The organism is Shewanella sp. SM95 (assembly GCF_025653595.1).
Taxonomy (GTDB): Bacteria; Pseudomonadota; Gammaproteobacteria; order Enterobacterales; family Shewanellaceae; genus Shewanella; species Shewanella oncorhynchi.
The window spans coordinates 125,355-139,555 of sequence record NZ_JAKKSE010000010.1; the positions used below are offsets into that span (position 1 = coordinate 125,355).

The following is a 14,201-nucleotide window of genomic DNA, read 5'->3' on the forward strand; positions in this document are numbered from 1 at the left end:
CAAGCGAACTAAGTCAATACGTCCCCAAATGAGCCCTATTGATTAATGCCACTCATCATTTACGTTATTTATGCTGGCTTACCCACCAACAACTCACACTAAATGGAGCAATAAATAGCCGACTTACTCCATCACACCAGTCATCCGCTTAAATTTCATGCAATTCCGTTCAGTTGAAATACACGCTAAATCAGATATAAATCCTCTAACTCAACCTGAAAAAAACAATTAAAGCATTGATTAATAATTAAAATACAGACTAAGCTTCATCTTATACAACCTATTAATAACCTAGCGATCACAACGGAAGTAAAAACATCTAGACGTCTAAATTGACAGGTTGTCAGGGATCAAATATGCTTTGCCTCAAGTTGCTAGGATACGATGCCGAGGCAACACTGAATTTAAGCGAGTTTGACTGCCAAGGATCCTGCGGAAAAACCCTAAGCGAAAGAGAGATAACATTTGAGCAATCCAACAGCAGCACAGCACAGCCCGGCATCTTTTATTGCCCTGTTGCCATTATTTGTTTTCCTTGGTCTTTTCATTGGCGCGGGTGTGTATTTCCAAAGCCAAGGTGTCGACTTTGCCTTCTATCAATTACCCAGCGTTATCGCTATTTTACCTGCAATCATTCTGGCGTTGATTTTATCAAAACAGAAATTAAATCAATCGATTGATACCTTTATTGGCGGTATTGGTCACAGCAATATTATTGCAATGTGTTTAATTTACTTACTTGCAGGCGCCTTCGCTGCAGTCGCTAAAGCCACTGGCGGCGTCGATGCTACTGTTACTCTTGGTTTATCGTTAATCCCATCGAACCTGTTACTACCTGGTTTCTTCGTGATTGCCGCTTTTATCGCAACGGCCATGGGAACCTCTATGGGGACAATCGCTGCTGTCGCTCCCATCGCCCTAGGCGTAGCCGACCAAGCGCAAATCGACTATGCACTGATGGCAGGTGCGGTCATGTCTGGCGCTCTATTTGGTGACAACTTGTCGATTATTTCCGATACCACGATTGCAGCTACGCGCACCCAAGGCTGTGATATGAAAGATAAATTTCGTGAAAATTTGATTTTCGCTATCCCCGCATCACTGCTAACTTTAATCGCCTTTGTATTTGCTGGCCAAGGCCAAGCAGAATTAGCAACGCAGAATATCGATCTTATTAAGGTCATTCCTTATCTGACCATTTTGATCTTAGCTGTGGCAGGTCTGAACGTATTTGTGGTCTTGACCTTAGGTATCTTATTAGCGGGCGCAACCGGCCTGTTTACTATGGATTACGGCGTGATCCAATTCGGTAAAGATATTTATGCAGGCTTTAGCAATATGCAGGAAATTTTCATTCTATCTATGCTAGTGGGTGGTTTAGCCGCACTCATGCAGCAGCAAGGTGGTCTCGCCTTTGTGAGTAAACAGATTGAAAAGCTGATCACTCGTTTCTCCAAGGCGCAAGGTGAAGCTTCATGCCGCGCTGCTGAGCTAGGCATGGCAGGTATAGTCGCAGTGACTAACTCTTGTGTGGCTAACAACACAGTTTCTATCGTGGTGACGGGTGATATTGCAAAAGACTTAGCAGAGAAGCATGGCGTGAGTCCGAAACGTGCCGCCAGCATACTCGATATTTTCGCCTGTATTATCCAAGGTTTAATCCCGTATGGTGCACAGGCACTCTTGATTGCTTCGACCTTTAGCATCACGCCATTAGCAGCGGTATCACACGCTTGGTACTGTATGATTTTAGCCGCAGTGGCTGTTGCGATTGTAATTTTCCGCAAACGACACTAAATGATATTTGAATGCATGAGTAGAATCTAACGTTTATGACAAGGAACGCACTAGGCGTTCCTTGTCATTTTAAAGCCCTCTTTTGGCCAAAAAGCATCAACTCGCTTGCCTTCATTAAACAATTCAGGCAAGTTACCGCATTCAATGTGGTCATATCCCGTCAGTATATTTTTAGTCTCCATGAATCCTCTTTATCACCAAGAACCAAGTTATTACGATCTACATCGTCTTATTACATGGTTGATTGTAGGCGCAGCCTTTATTAGTGCTTCTGGAGTATTAATTGCTATTTATGATGAATATCAAAATGTTGGAGTTCAAGTCTTACAAATACGAGCTGATTTTTTAGGTAACTATATCAACTCCCCCCTCGCTTATGTGTTTAATTTAAGCTTATTGGCTGCGGGGCTCTGCATACTCATTTCAATGACCGGGCTCTACTTACTAAAACTAGATACGTTTAGCCAATGCATAGCACTTACAGGTGCTTGGGTAGGAGTCTCTGTGATTTTGATGGGAATATTCCCCATTAATTTTTTGAGCATACACAGAATAGTTTCAACGAGTTATCTATTAAGCACCCTCATCTTACACAGCCTTGTGATTATAGCGGGGATAGTGCCTCGGTTTATTTGCCCAAAGCCACTGTTCTATTTGAGCCTGATCAGCTTTTGTAGTGCAGTGAGTTTAACCTTGCAATTAGATTGGACAATATTGGATTTCCCTCCCTGTGTGCCCCAAACACACTTTTGTACTGTTTCAGCCAATATGTGGCTCCAAACTAACTTGAATATTATTTGGTGTTTAAGCCTAGCCTTTGCAATGCGGCGCCTATCAAAAATACTGTATCATCGCGCCCAAGAACGCCAAATACTTTAGGGTAATCCATGCGCTTAGCAAAATACCTCGCCCAGTGTGGCATAGGCTCACGCCGTGAAGCCTGCCGTTTGATTGAGGCTGGGCGCATCACACTCAATGGCGGTATCGCCCGCCACACAGATCCCATCTGTTTGGACGAATTATTAAACTGCCTCGACCGTATTGAGCTTGATGGCGCACCAATCACTCAAACCGAAACCCTCACCTACTGGGTATTTAACAAAGCAGTGGGCACAGATTGCCGTCTGCTTGAGCAGGATGAAACGAGTCTTGTACACTTGCTTCCCAAAGCGCCAAGACTGTATCCCGTCGGCAGGCTCGATAAGGATTCCCGCGGCCTACTGCTGTTAACTAATGATGGTGAGCTAACCCATAAACTCATGCACCCCAGTTTTGCCCACAGCAAAACCTACCATGTGCGCCTCGACAAGCCATTCACTGATGAATTTGTTGAACAAATGGCCAGTGGAGTGCGTTATAAAGACCTGCAAACCCTGCCCTGCCAAGTCCGCCGCCTCAGTTCGAACAGCTTTGAAATCGTGCTGACTCAGGGACTAAATCGACAAATTCGGCGTATGTCCAGCGCCTTAGGCTATAAGGTAATTGACTTACAGCGCGTCGCATTAATGACATTAACGCTAGAATCCTTAGCCGAAGGAGCGATGCGGCCACTCACCCCACAGGAAGTTGCAGTGCTTAAAGCCGCAGTGACAATTTAGAGAAAGACAAGTGGCGAATACACTCAAGCTACTAACCTCAATTTTAGACAAATGCCCGCGCGAACAATATCTTCCAATGAACTCCAATGAAGATAGAAACGCCTGAGATGACTCAGGCGTTTCTATAAAACGAAGCTCCCCTTTCAAGCTTATTAATATGAGCTACTTTTTATCGGAACGAAGTACTAACTCCACTCTGCGATTCAGTTTTTGTCCGGCGTCATTAGTATTGCTGGCGACAGGGCTATATTCCCCGTTACCGTGGGCGGTTAATTGGGCCGACGGAATTTGAAACCCGTCACTCAACTGCTTAATCACAGCTGCGGCGCGGCGCTCCGACAGGCTTTGATTGTAACTCCGCTCGCCCTTGTCATCGGTATGTCCAACCACATAGAAACTCAGTGTCGGATGCTGCTTAAGATAGCTTGCCAGCACCTCCAGTACAGGTTTGGACTCAGGCAACATGCGCTCACTGTCATAATCAAACAGCAATCCCTCCAACGTCGCCTTGCCAGTTTGGCTAATCGCATCGGTCAAAGCATTGAGGTCAATCGCCACTCGATCATCCTTCAGAGTAGAGAGTTCCATTACCCTGAGGGTAGTATCGGCAGGTGTGCCATCGAAATATCCTTGGGAATAGATATCGAAGTAAACATCGCCCTTTGCGTGACTAAGCTTAAACAGCTGATACTCCTGCCATTCGTCCTCTTTATCGTCCTTGATTAATTTGATGGCATTAATCAGGCTATCATCGTCGCCGCAAGCCGTGCCTTTGCAATGGAATACCCGCTCTGCTGCAAGCTTTTGTGCGGCTGCGGCATAATTGCTGTTAATTTCAAACAGGGAATAGCTTTCAGGCATCTGATAACTTATTTGGGTAAGCTTGGCGTCCAGCGATTTGGTTTGATAATTTGCGCCCGAGATCCCCACTAATACAGGCACTTGGGTAAAGTTAGTTTGTTTGTAACTTGTAATATAACTGCCGGGCATACGTCCCAGCAAAGGATGGTCTGTCGAGCCTTGAGCATCGTCACTACGCCTATCTTTAATCTCAATGTTCTTCGGCGCCTGCTGTAAAAAGTCACTATTCGCTTGGATTAAGTCCAGCGGCTCAGGGATAGCGTCGAGAATATCGACTTGCAGATAGGTATATCTGTCCTCGCGATTGACGACATAGATACTGGTGTAAACCTCACCGCGAGTACCTTTCAGTTTTGCCGCCACGTAAGCACTGTGATAGTCGGCATTCACGCTTTTAAGCGGCTTTAGCTGAGTTTGCATGGCTTGACCATCACCGCAGGTGACGGCCTGACAACTAAATAACACTTCAGCATTCAGCTTTTTTAGCTGTGCCAAATAGTTATTGATAACATGCTCAGGACTATACCCCTCTGGTAACTCAACGCTTTGTCGAGTCAATTTCCCCGATACAGGCAACAGAGTGAACTTGTCACCATTCACTGCGGTGATAAGTTCAAAGGGCGTAAAGTGGATACGCTTTTCTTCAGGCGATTTGGCGTCAGGAAAGGGAGTAAACAGCGATTCAGCATTCACCGCAAAAGTGGCGACACCGCAGGTCGCGGTCAAAAGTACAGCACTCAATAACGTCTTATGTCCCATAAAAAATCCTTTTCTGTGGGGAATCTAGCTCTCGCGAACCAACTAGATAGATAAAGAAATAGTGATGGAATAATACGATAAAAATTTATACCTAGGTATTAAACGGCATAAAAGTAATACTTTTTATTGAAAAGGAAATACAGAGACAGAAATAAATAGAGAAATATAGAGATACCCATTTTTAAATAGCGTGGTAGCCCTTCGACTATGCTTGGTTAAGCATTGAACAAGGAGGTTTATATGCCACATCCTTGCAGAACTCAGATAAGCCTTGAACTATCTCTTTAAATTAGTCCCTAATACCACTTTTTGACTCTGATGTAGTCCTCCTACTTTTGTCGCCTCATATTCAAGCCATTTTATCCATAGCGTGTTGTTGGCAAATCGAAAGTGCATTATGTTGGTGATTAAAAATGAGTGGCAAGTTTTTATTACTGGTCTAACGTGATAAACACGCATACGCACTAATAAATGTTATCCATCTTTAGTTCGACGAGATACGAAATTATATGGAACAAAACTGGAATACTTATAAAAACTGGATAGCTGATGCTACCAAAAACAACAAAAAACTATACTATCGTGGGCAAAGTAACAGCGACTGGAAGCTTGAAACGACTTTTCACCGAAATGCAAAGTTCAAAAATATCTCACTTCAAGATTACTTTAGCACCATCATAAATGATGTTCATTACCAAGTTGCTGCGTTTGAAGCCCCAATTAACTTTCAAAATAGCGTTGAATACGGCTCATTTTTAGGAAAGTTACAACATCATGGCTTTCCCACACCCTTGCTTGACTGGACATTGTCAGGTTACGTGGCTGCATATTTTGCATTTAAAGGCGCTTCTTTGAATACTAAGCCCACAGATAAAGTAACGGTGTTTATATTTGATATCGAGTGTTGGAACAAAGAATTTGGAGCTGATAGTAATTTTCTTGGAGGGGAAGAATTTGTTAGCAACTTTGTCCCTTATGCAACGGGTAATCAAAGAATGGTGCAGCAAATGGGGGTTACTACATCAACTAACGTAGTAGACATTGCAGGCTTTATAATGAAGAAGGGAGCAGAAAAGAATCGAACGTTTTTATGGCGTTACGATATGCCCGCGAGTGAACGAAATATCGTTATGCGTGAGCTCAATTCTATGGGGATCAACGATATGACAATGTTTCCTGACTTTGATGGCTTATGTCAGCATCTTAAAGAAGTGCATTTTACAAGTCAGCAACCAATATTACCTCCGCCACCTCCTCTATCTATTAGTACAGAGGCATAAAATGTGGCGCTGAATGTCGGAGGGATTCTGAGTGATTGCTAAGAAATACTTAGTGGAAAACTATGATTGCTTAGAACTCATATCTAAGTACGAAGAAGGCTATTACGATAGACAGTCTTTCTTGCAGTTGGTAGTTCCAATAGCTGAAGTTTCAATTGACAAGAATCACCACCACTTAGTTATCGGTCATGCTGGCACTGATGGTATCGAATTTTGTTTACGCATCCACAATCAAGGGGTATGGGTTTTCTATCCAATAGAAACTAGGTTTCATAAAGTATCTGATAGTATCAGTCAGCTCATAACTGGGTGGACTAACGGTTCTATCAAAGTGTGAGCATTTAACAAACAAAGGCAACATCGTCCTGCGGACTAGACTAGTTAACACGCTCCCTAATTTGGGCGTTAATCCATCGAAACTTTCATCCCGAAATTTATGTGTTAGAACCCATGAACTAACTATGAGTTGTCCTCAAACATGCTACGTTTGTCTTTAAAACTTACTGACTACGCCAATGCTAGAAAGGTGAGCCATGGTGATTTGCGAGACGACCGTCCGCCCCATGGACGGGGCGGTCGAGCATCCAAGGATGGACTTGAACAACATCCCTGTTTAACTGCCAGTTCGCCGTCCATGGCTCTCGTTCATAAGCTCAGAAACCCTAGGTTTCTATTCACCGTGTCGACGAGTCAATGCCATGGCGAGCCTATATGCGTGGATACCTGCCAATGCTAACCCACTAAAAACTCTAACTAAAGATGCAGGTCCTCCGGCACTACTTTCCAACACATTTCAGTCTAAAAAATATGTTGCGTATATATTTTCAATCCACTGGTTACGCTAATGCTAAAAAGGTGAGCTAATGCCGTGGCGCGCCTATCACGGAAGCTATCTTAACAGCCGTCAGCAGGCCATTACAGCTACAAAAAAAGCGATAAACCCAGTGAGTTTATCGCTATTTTACTGTCTTGTTATTTCAGTATTCTTAAAGCACTAAATCGCACTTGAATGCTGATAATCCAAATTCACTATGCCACTATAGGCCGCACCATTGCTGATGCGGCAATGGATTACTTAACGATTTCCATCTCAGCTAATAAATTGTCGGCATGATCTAAATACTTCATGACCCACAGCATATAACGGCTGTCGACATGAATAGAACGGTTAATTTCATTATCAAATGCCCAACCGCCAATAATGCTTTCATATACACCGTCGAACAATAGGCCGACGAGTTCAGCGCGGCCGTTTAAGGTCGGTGAGCCAGAATTTCCGCCAGTAGTATCTAAAGTTGATAAAAAGTTTACTGGTACAGAATCTATTGATTTCATATAGAAATCACCATATTGCTTCTGCTTAATCAGCTCTAACTCTTTCTTCGGTGCATCGAATGGGTCAACACCCGTGTCCTTTTGCACTATGCCTTCAAGGCGAGTGAATGGCACGGCCACTAAACCGTCTTTTGGCGAATAGCCTTTCACATGACCAACCGTGACACGTAAGCTTGAGTTAGCATCGGCATACACTGGCTTACCTTGCTCTAGGTTGTAAGCAATAATGGCATCCATATATTGCGGACGCACCTTCATTAGTTCACCCGCTAATTCTTTTTCTTTCTTTTCTTCAGCCATATCAGTGTCATATATAGCGACAGCGAATTGAATGAAAGGATCTTTAGAGGCTTTAAAATCGGCAACGGATTTATCCATCCACGCCAGACGAACGTCTTTCTTACCTAACTCAGTTTTGGCGTACATTTTATCTAAGGTTTTCGAAAGCTTAGCTTCACTAAACTTTTTATCGATACCAAAGGCTTTATCCAATGCGGGTAGGCGCTGATCTTCTGGCAGTGCGGCGTAGCGTTTTAGCATGTCGAGCAATACCGCTTTATCAACGCTCGGCGCATAACGACGATCAATACGCTCCATGCTGGCTTTTAGACGTGTCATATCACGATCTTGGAAGCCCGGTTCACGCTGCATATCTGGCAGTTGTTTCTCGTTCGCGAGGCGATATAAGCTACGCGCCGTCGGCAACATAGTCGTGCTGCCTATATAGCTTAAGATCATGTCACGCTCTTGATGCGTTTTGCCTTTGGCAATCAAGGCATCTAATTCCGCTAAGGTTTTACCGTATTTCGCTTCACGACTGCTGTCTTTGGCTATCCACGCCGCAAGCTTAGCTTCGAGGGCTTTACGGTCAGCCAACATGGTTGATTTGCCGTAAAACTCGATCATAGAAGTGAAGTTTTTCGCGTAATTTGCAAGGCCAGCAATTTGACTCTCGTACTTAATACGCTCGTCGCTGCCCTCTGGCGCGGTTTCTTTAATGATCTCTATAAAGCGTTCACGCAGCATTTTGCCTTCGGGATAAGCCCACTCAAACTCATTTTGAACTTCAGTAGCTGTGCGATATCTGTTGGTACGACCTGGGTAGCCTGCAACCATCACAAAATCACCCTCACTCACGCCTTTAGCCGAGACTTTTAAGAAACTTTTTGGCTCGTATGGCACGTTGTCGCTGCTAAATTCTGCTGGTTTACCCGCTTTAGATACATAAGCACGGTAGAAAGAAAAATCGCCTGTGTGACGTGGCCACATCCAGTTGTCTACGTCGCCGCCGTATTTACCCACACTCGCGGCTGGGTTATAGACTAAACGCACATCACGGATTTCCAATTGCTTAACCAGATAATATTCGAGGCCGCCGTGAAAGCTATACACTTGGCAACGGTAACCATCTTCTTTTTCACATTCAGCAACTAACGCTTTTTCTTGGCTTTCAACGCCTTGATAGAAGGCGCTGCCCACTTTACCTTCAAGCCCGTTTTTAACTCGCTCAGTGACATTAGTGACATCTTCAGTCACATAGACACGTGAGCCAGGGGTCGCAGGTAATTCATCGGCGAAGGTCTTAGCTAAAAAACCATCCTGCAGCAGATTTTTCTCAGGAGTGGAGTTGTATTGAATCGCCCCATAGGCACAGTGATGGTTAGTCACGACTAGGCCCTTTGGCGATACAAATGATGCAGTGCAACCGCCAAGGCTTATCACGGCATTCATTGGGAATTCGGTGAGTTTAGAAATCGATTTTGCATCAATTTCAAGGCCTTTTGCTTTCAGCTCATCAGCCATAGCAGGCAGTTGATGGGGCTGCCACATACCTTCGTCAGCCTGTGCGCCAAAACTAGCGGCCACGGCAACTGTGAGTAACCATTTTTTCATTGTGTTAAGTCCGTTTTATGTGAATGAAGCCACGCGCAAGCTGGGCCATTTTCTCGTTTTAATAGCGTTGTTTTAATTTTAAATAACTGTGCTAAAACCCAGCATCACTCGCTTTAAAACCTAAAAAGCAAAAAGTCAGGCCGGGGCCTGACTTTATCACATGCGACACTCTCTATAACAGACTCTGAAAAACTCGCTTACAAAGCAAATACATTTAATCAAAGTTACCCAGATGTATTCGCTAAAAAGCCCTCATCTATCGCAATGAATTAGATCCCAACAAATAGTTGGGCACCCACAATCACGGCACCTAACAAACCTGCAATGACTAACGCAACAGATCCGCCAGACACTTGATAACCTCCCAGCTGCGACTGACGTTGACGCAGTGCCATAACAATTGGCAAGAAGATGATCATCACGACCAATGGCACGGCCGCAAATCCCAGTACCGCCACAAAACCTTCAGGCAAATACAAGGCACACAAAACAGGAGGAATAAAGGTCAGTAACCAAGTTTGAATACGGCCGGCAAACGTTTCTTTGGCGCGAGTTAATTCGGCGATAAAGTCATATAAACTTAAGGTCACACCGAGGAATGAGGTCACTAAAGCTAAGTCAGCGAATAATGAAATACATTTGCTGATCCAAGGCGTATGAGCAATATCCTGCAATGCCGTGACGAGTGAAGGTAGTGAACCTTCAAAACTATTCACCTCATATCCGCCGACTGTGCCCAAAGTCACCAATAACCAAAGCACATAACAAGCGAGTGGGATCGTCGAGCCGATTAACAACACCTTACGCAGTGATACCGCATCGCCATCGAGATAACGCACTAAAGTGGCGATACAGACGTGGAAACCAAACGAAGTAAACACTACGGGAATCGCCGCCATCCAATTGCTGGTCATAGACTCGGCAATCGCGCCAGTTGCCATGCTAGCAATACTGACTTCGGGCAATAAAAATAATACCACCACCACGAGCAATAGAATCATTAACGAAAATAGGAAACGTGACACTTTATCGACCCAAGCAACACCTAGCGCCGCAAAGCCACCGAGCACGAGTGTAAATAACAACACTGCGACTTGATTATCGAGCACGATATCGAACATGTTCTTCGCTTTAAGCACTAATAACGAAGAGCCGCCGGTGAGATAAGCCGCGGTCAAGGCAAATAATAAACTCAGGAAAGAAGCACCTTGAATTATTTGACCTTTTTTACCCAGTAACTTACCCGTAATAGCATGCACGTTATCCCCCACGCCAGTGCGTAAGTTAATTTCGAGCATAAGTAATGAGGTATAGGCGGACACGCCCCAAATAACGACGAGTAACACTAAAGCAGGGATAATACCTAAAGCCGCTGTGGCTAAAGGTAACGCTAACATACCTGCGCCAATGGCCGTCCCGGCAACGATGGCGATCGAGCCTAACATTTTTGAATTCACACAATAGTCCTGTTCAATAATTAATTATTATTTTATTTGAGTAAGATTTGAACCGATAAAGCCTTGCGTCTTAAATCGAAATAAGCGACACATCACTTAAAGCATCCAATCAGATCTCGACCTAGCAGATCAATTGGCCCCAATAGCTTTTGAATGTTTCAACCCAGTAGCCATTGAGGCTAACTAAATCGATTATTGAAAAATGGCATGACTTTCAATTGTGATAGCCCAAATTAATGTACCGATATAAGCATCGATTAAATAGATAGTTTGGGACATTAACAGAGCCAAACCCAGTGGGCAAGCCAGTTGTGAACAAAGAAGGGTAGCAAACGGTACGGTAACAACTTAATAGCGCTGTGATAAACGAAAATAAACAAGCCAACAAAATCGCTACCTTTGTTGAAAATATATGGGATGCAGCATTGAGCTTAAACCGAGGTAAAGCACATCTTTCACCATCGAGAGCGTGCAAAATATGGGCTTAAACACAGCAAATATGTTTAAGCCCAATCACATCATGTTGAGAATTAATTAACTCAGAATGTTAATTTACAGCTCAGTCCACGCCATAGCCCAAGAAGCGCCAACACCTGGCTCAAATCCTGTGGCAGAAGCCGACCACTGCACGCAATAGCCGCTATAAGGGAATGGCTTACATTGATACACTTTGCCATTTTTAGGCTGTAGCACTGTAGTACCTGCAACGTAACCTTTCACGCCTGCTGGGAATACAAAATCAGCTTCTGGTGCAGGAGCTTGATCCTTTAAGAAGAGATCAAAGTTCTGCTGAATAACATCACCTTGTTTAGGCTCAGCTTTTACCTGCAAATGATAATGCCCAGCTTTAGGCTCAACGACGTCTAACACTAAGCTAGCACTGGTATTGTTAACAGTTTGGCTCACAAAACCTGCCGCTGTGCCATCATGGCTAAACAAATACGCTGACACTAGCATCTCGGCGTTACTGGTCACATCAAAGCTGACCTTCGCCGCACCATCGATAATTTGATAATCGTCGGCAAGTGAAGTGACTTCTAAGCTGTTGCCCGGAGCAGGAGCTAAATCAAATCCCACTTCGACACGCTCAATACCTGAGTTTTTCGCTGTAAAAATGTCGTTCTTGCCATACACAGGCTCAATCACACCCGATGCATTTTTTTGTCCCGCTTTTAACTGGGACTGCTGGGCATTAATCGCGCTCGCTAATAGGAAAGGCCAATTTTGTTTATCACCTTGAGTCGCATCACTAATGGTAATGACTGTTTGCTTAGCCGCTTGCTCACCATTGGCGTCAAACACCCGGGTCATCACTTTATCGCCTGCTTTTAGATCGAGTGACGGATTGATATCCCCCACATCTTGCCATTCACTCGGCACAACAGGACCCGAGCCCAAGTTCACATCGATAGCATTGTAGAAACTATTCGTCGTATCTCCCACTTCCCACACGGCCAAGATCACTTGATAACCACTGCGACCTTCTGGCACGTAGCAGTCATGGGTCACTAACTTAGGCGGCTGTTCCATACCACCATCAACTACGCAAAAGGGGGCTAAGTCAAAGCTCGCTCGGCTCAAAGCTTGGTTTGGGTTCCAATCTTGGCGAGTTAAATAGTAACGCCAATTACGGGTGACATGGTTTGCTGTGAACTGCCAACTAAATTTATTCCAGCCCGCTTTAATATCCGTCTTTGCCCAACGGCTCGGACTTTGTTCATCCAAAGGTGAAAAAGCACCATTGCCAGCACTCGCCAGTTTGCCATCAGCAGGACCTGATTCAGGAAAACCCGATGGCCCCTCAACACTTTGCGGCTCCCATTGCACCGCGCCACAATTGGCATTTTTACCTGTTTTACAGGCATATGAACGCGATTCAGGTGCCACAACATAACCGTGCGCCTGCGCAGAGATACTCACAAACGCATTCGTCGCCATTACTGCCGCGGCCAATAAACTCAATTTAGAAATAGGGGAAAAAACAGTAGGATTTGCCACTTTAATGCACTCCATTGATTGCCTATCATCCTAAACATAATGATAGGCTTAGATATAAAAGTGGTATTTGGGCAAACAACAGCATTAAACAGCAGTCGTTTATCTTTCACAGAAATCGAATTCTGCGGCAACTCCGCTATCTTAGTTCACTAAAAAATCCATTTACAACCTTAGACCGGAAGCTTTGCGTCCTAACTTTTCAATTAGTTTGCCAAATACAGTCGTTATCATTGAGTCACTACAAGTTAACAGTATGTAACCAAGTAGAAATGACTTGGCTAAATTAGCAACAAAAGACAACGTTGTCAAAAAATAATTCATTTATATTCATTGAGTTACAGAATATGAATCGGTATTTTTCTGACACCTGTCAAACATTTATCAGCACCTACTGTTATAAACTCGTGCTTGAAACTAAATCTTACCTAGGTATAATGCCCACCTCGCTTCGGGGGAGTAGCTAACTGGATTTCGAGCCATCGTCATCTAGGGTGAACATCAACATACTTGGCAACATGCCATGGTGTTCACAGCAAATCATAGATTTGCCCAGCAAGACCTGAGCACAATGACCGCACCTAGGGGTGGACGGTTTATTGTGCTTATGTCATAACCACCCCTAAAGGATCACACTTGGAAGCCCTACTTGCCTCAACCTTTACGGTTGCTATCGCCGAAATTGGTGATAAAACTCAATTGCTTGCACTAATCCTCGCCGCAAGATTTAAAAATAAAACCGCCATTATTTTAGGTATTTTGCTGTCGACATTATTTAACCATTTTGCCGCCGCTTGGATTGGTCAATGGGCCATTAACTGGGTAAGCCCAGATCTTGCACGTTATTTAGTGGCTGCGTCATTCTTTGCGATCGCTCTTTGGGTGTTAATCCCCGATAAAGTCGATGCAGAAGAGAGCCGTTTCTATAAAATGGGCCCCTTTCTCGCCACCTTTATTCTGTTTTTTATCGCCGAAATGGGGGATAAAACACAAATCGCAACTGTGGTATTAGCCGCAAAATACGATTCATTAACTATGGTGGTTGCTGGCACAACCTTAGGCATGCTGCTTGCTAACGTACCCGTAGTGATTGCAGGCCACTTCAGCGCCGAAAAATTGCCTATGTTGTGGATACACCGTGGCTGCGCCGTATTGTTCGCACTACTGGGTGTCGCGACCCTGTTCTTCTAAGAATCGAGGCAGGGGTTTTGCTACAGAATAAAATT

The 14,201-nt window shown here is 44.2% G+C and carries 10 protein-coding genes and 1 riboswitch; of the genes, 6 read left to right on the forward strand and 4 right to left on the reverse strand.

Annotation, left to right across the window (positions count from 1 at the left end; all coding sequences use genetic code 11):
* Positions 1-465 precede the first annotated feature (465 nt).
* From L5M29_RS12735 to L5M29_RS12745, 3 genes are all read left to right on the forward strand, one after another.
* Positions 466-1,797, forward strand: a complete 1,332-nt coding sequence (locus L5M29_RS12735; protein WP_263168092.1) for a Na+/H+ antiporter NhaC family protein — start codon at positions 466-468, stop codon at positions 1,795-1,797.
* Positions 1,798-1,977: 180 nt separating this feature from the next.
* Positions 1,978-2,676, forward strand: coding sequence for a hypothetical protein (locus tag L5M29_RS12740; RefSeq protein ID WP_263168093.1), 699 nt, complete (start codon positions 1,978-1,980; stop codon positions 2,674-2,676).
* A gap of 8 nt (positions 2,677-2,684) precedes the next feature.
* Positions 2,685-3,395, forward strand: a complete 711-nt coding sequence (locus L5M29_RS12745; protein WP_263168096.1) for a 23S rRNA pseudouridine(2604) synthase RluF — start codon at positions 2,685-2,687, stop codon at positions 3,393-3,395.
* Positions 3,396-3,557: 162 nt separating this feature from the next.
* Here the strand turns inward: L5M29_RS12745 and L5M29_RS12750 are convergent, their stop codons facing one another.
* Positions 3,558-5,015 (reverse strand): OmpA family protein, encoded by a 1,458-nt coding sequence (locus tag L5M29_RS12750; RefSeq protein WP_263168098.1) that lies wholly within the window; start codon positions 5,013-5,015, stop codon positions 3,558-3,560.
* A gap of 509 nt (positions 5,016-5,524) precedes the next feature.
* On the opposite strand from L5M29_RS12750, the gene L5M29_RS12755 reads away from it, so the two are divergent.
* Both L5M29_RS12755 and L5M29_RS12760 read left to right on the forward strand, forming a co-directional pair.
* Positions 5,525-6,295 carry an FRG domain-containing protein gene (locus L5M29_RS12755; protein ID WP_263168099.1) on the forward strand — a complete coding sequence of 257 codons (771 nt, stop codon included), beginning with the start codon at positions 5,525-5,527 and terminating at the stop codon, positions 6,293-6,295.
* Between the two features lie 31 nt (positions 6,296-6,326).
* Positions 6,327-6,632 carry a hypothetical protein gene (locus tag L5M29_RS12760; RefSeq protein ID WP_263164258.1) on the forward strand — a complete coding sequence of 102 codons (306 nt, stop codon included), beginning with the start codon at positions 6,327-6,329 and terminating at the stop codon, positions 6,630-6,632.
* A gap of 734 nt (positions 6,633-7,366) precedes the next feature.
* Here the strand turns inward: L5M29_RS12760 and L5M29_RS12765 are convergent.
* The 3 genes from L5M29_RS12765 to gbpA all read right to left on the reverse strand — a co-directional run bounded on the left by L5M29_RS12765 (position 7,367) and on the right by gbpA (position 12,978).
* Positions 7,367-9,523 (reverse strand): S46 family peptidase, encoded by a 2,157-nt coding sequence (locus L5M29_RS12765; protein ID WP_263168101.1) that lies wholly within the window; start codon positions 9,521-9,523, stop codon positions 7,367-7,369.
* A 269-nt stretch (positions 9,524-9,792) separates the two neighbouring features.
* Entirely contained in the window at positions 9,793-10,968 is a 1,176-nt protein-coding gene (locus L5M29_RS12770) for an aromatic amino acid transport family protein (protein WP_173248682.1), read from the reverse strand.
* Between the two features lie 564 nt (positions 10,969-11,532).
* Positions 11,533-12,978 (reverse strand): N-acetylglucosamine-binding protein GbpA, encoded by a 1,446-nt coding sequence (gbpA, locus tag L5M29_RS12775; protein ID WP_168824930.1) that lies wholly within the window; start codon positions 12,976-12,978, stop codon positions 11,533-11,535.
* A 123-nt stretch (positions 12,979-13,101) separates the two neighbouring features.
* Positions 13,102-13,201, reverse strand: a riboswitch (cyclic di-GMP riboswitch).
* A 410-nt stretch (positions 13,202-13,611) separates the two neighbouring features.
* Between gbpA and L5M29_RS12780 the strand changes: the two genes are divergently transcribed.
* On the forward strand, positions 13,612-14,166 hold the full coding sequence (locus L5M29_RS12780; RefSeq protein ID WP_131524629.1) for a TMEM165/GDT1 family protein: 555 nt from the start codon (positions 13,612-13,614) through the stop codon (positions 14,164-14,166).
* Positions 14,167-14,201 lie beyond the last annotated feature (35 nt).

What these genes read in the sequence shown, in the direction of transcription:
- L5M29_RS12740 (WP_263168093.1), top strand. Translation starts at nt 1,978, where the DNA reads ATGAATCCTCTTTATCACCAAGAACCAAGTTATTACGATCTACATCGT.
- L5M29_RS12745 (WP_263168096.1), top strand. Translation starts at nt 2,685, where the DNA reads ATGCGCTTAGCAAAATACCTCGCCCAGTGTGGCATAGGCTCACGCCGT.
- L5M29_RS12750 (WP_263168098.1), bottom strand. Translation starts at nt 5,015, where the DNA reads ATGGGACATAAGACGTTATTGAGTGCTGTACTTTTGACCGCGACCTGC.
- L5M29_RS12755 (WP_263168099.1), top strand. Translation starts at nt 5,525, where the DNA reads ATGGAACAAAACTGGAATACTTATAAAAACTGGATAGCTGATGCTACC.
- L5M29_RS12765 (WP_263168101.1), bottom strand. Translation starts at nt 9,523, where the DNA reads ATGAAAAAATGGTTACTCACAGTTGCCGTGGCCGCTAGTTTTGGCGCA.
- L5M29_RS12770 (WP_173248682.1), bottom strand. Translation starts at nt 10,968, where the DNA reads ATGTTAGGCTCGATCGCCATCGTTGCCGGGACGGCCATTGGCGCAGGT.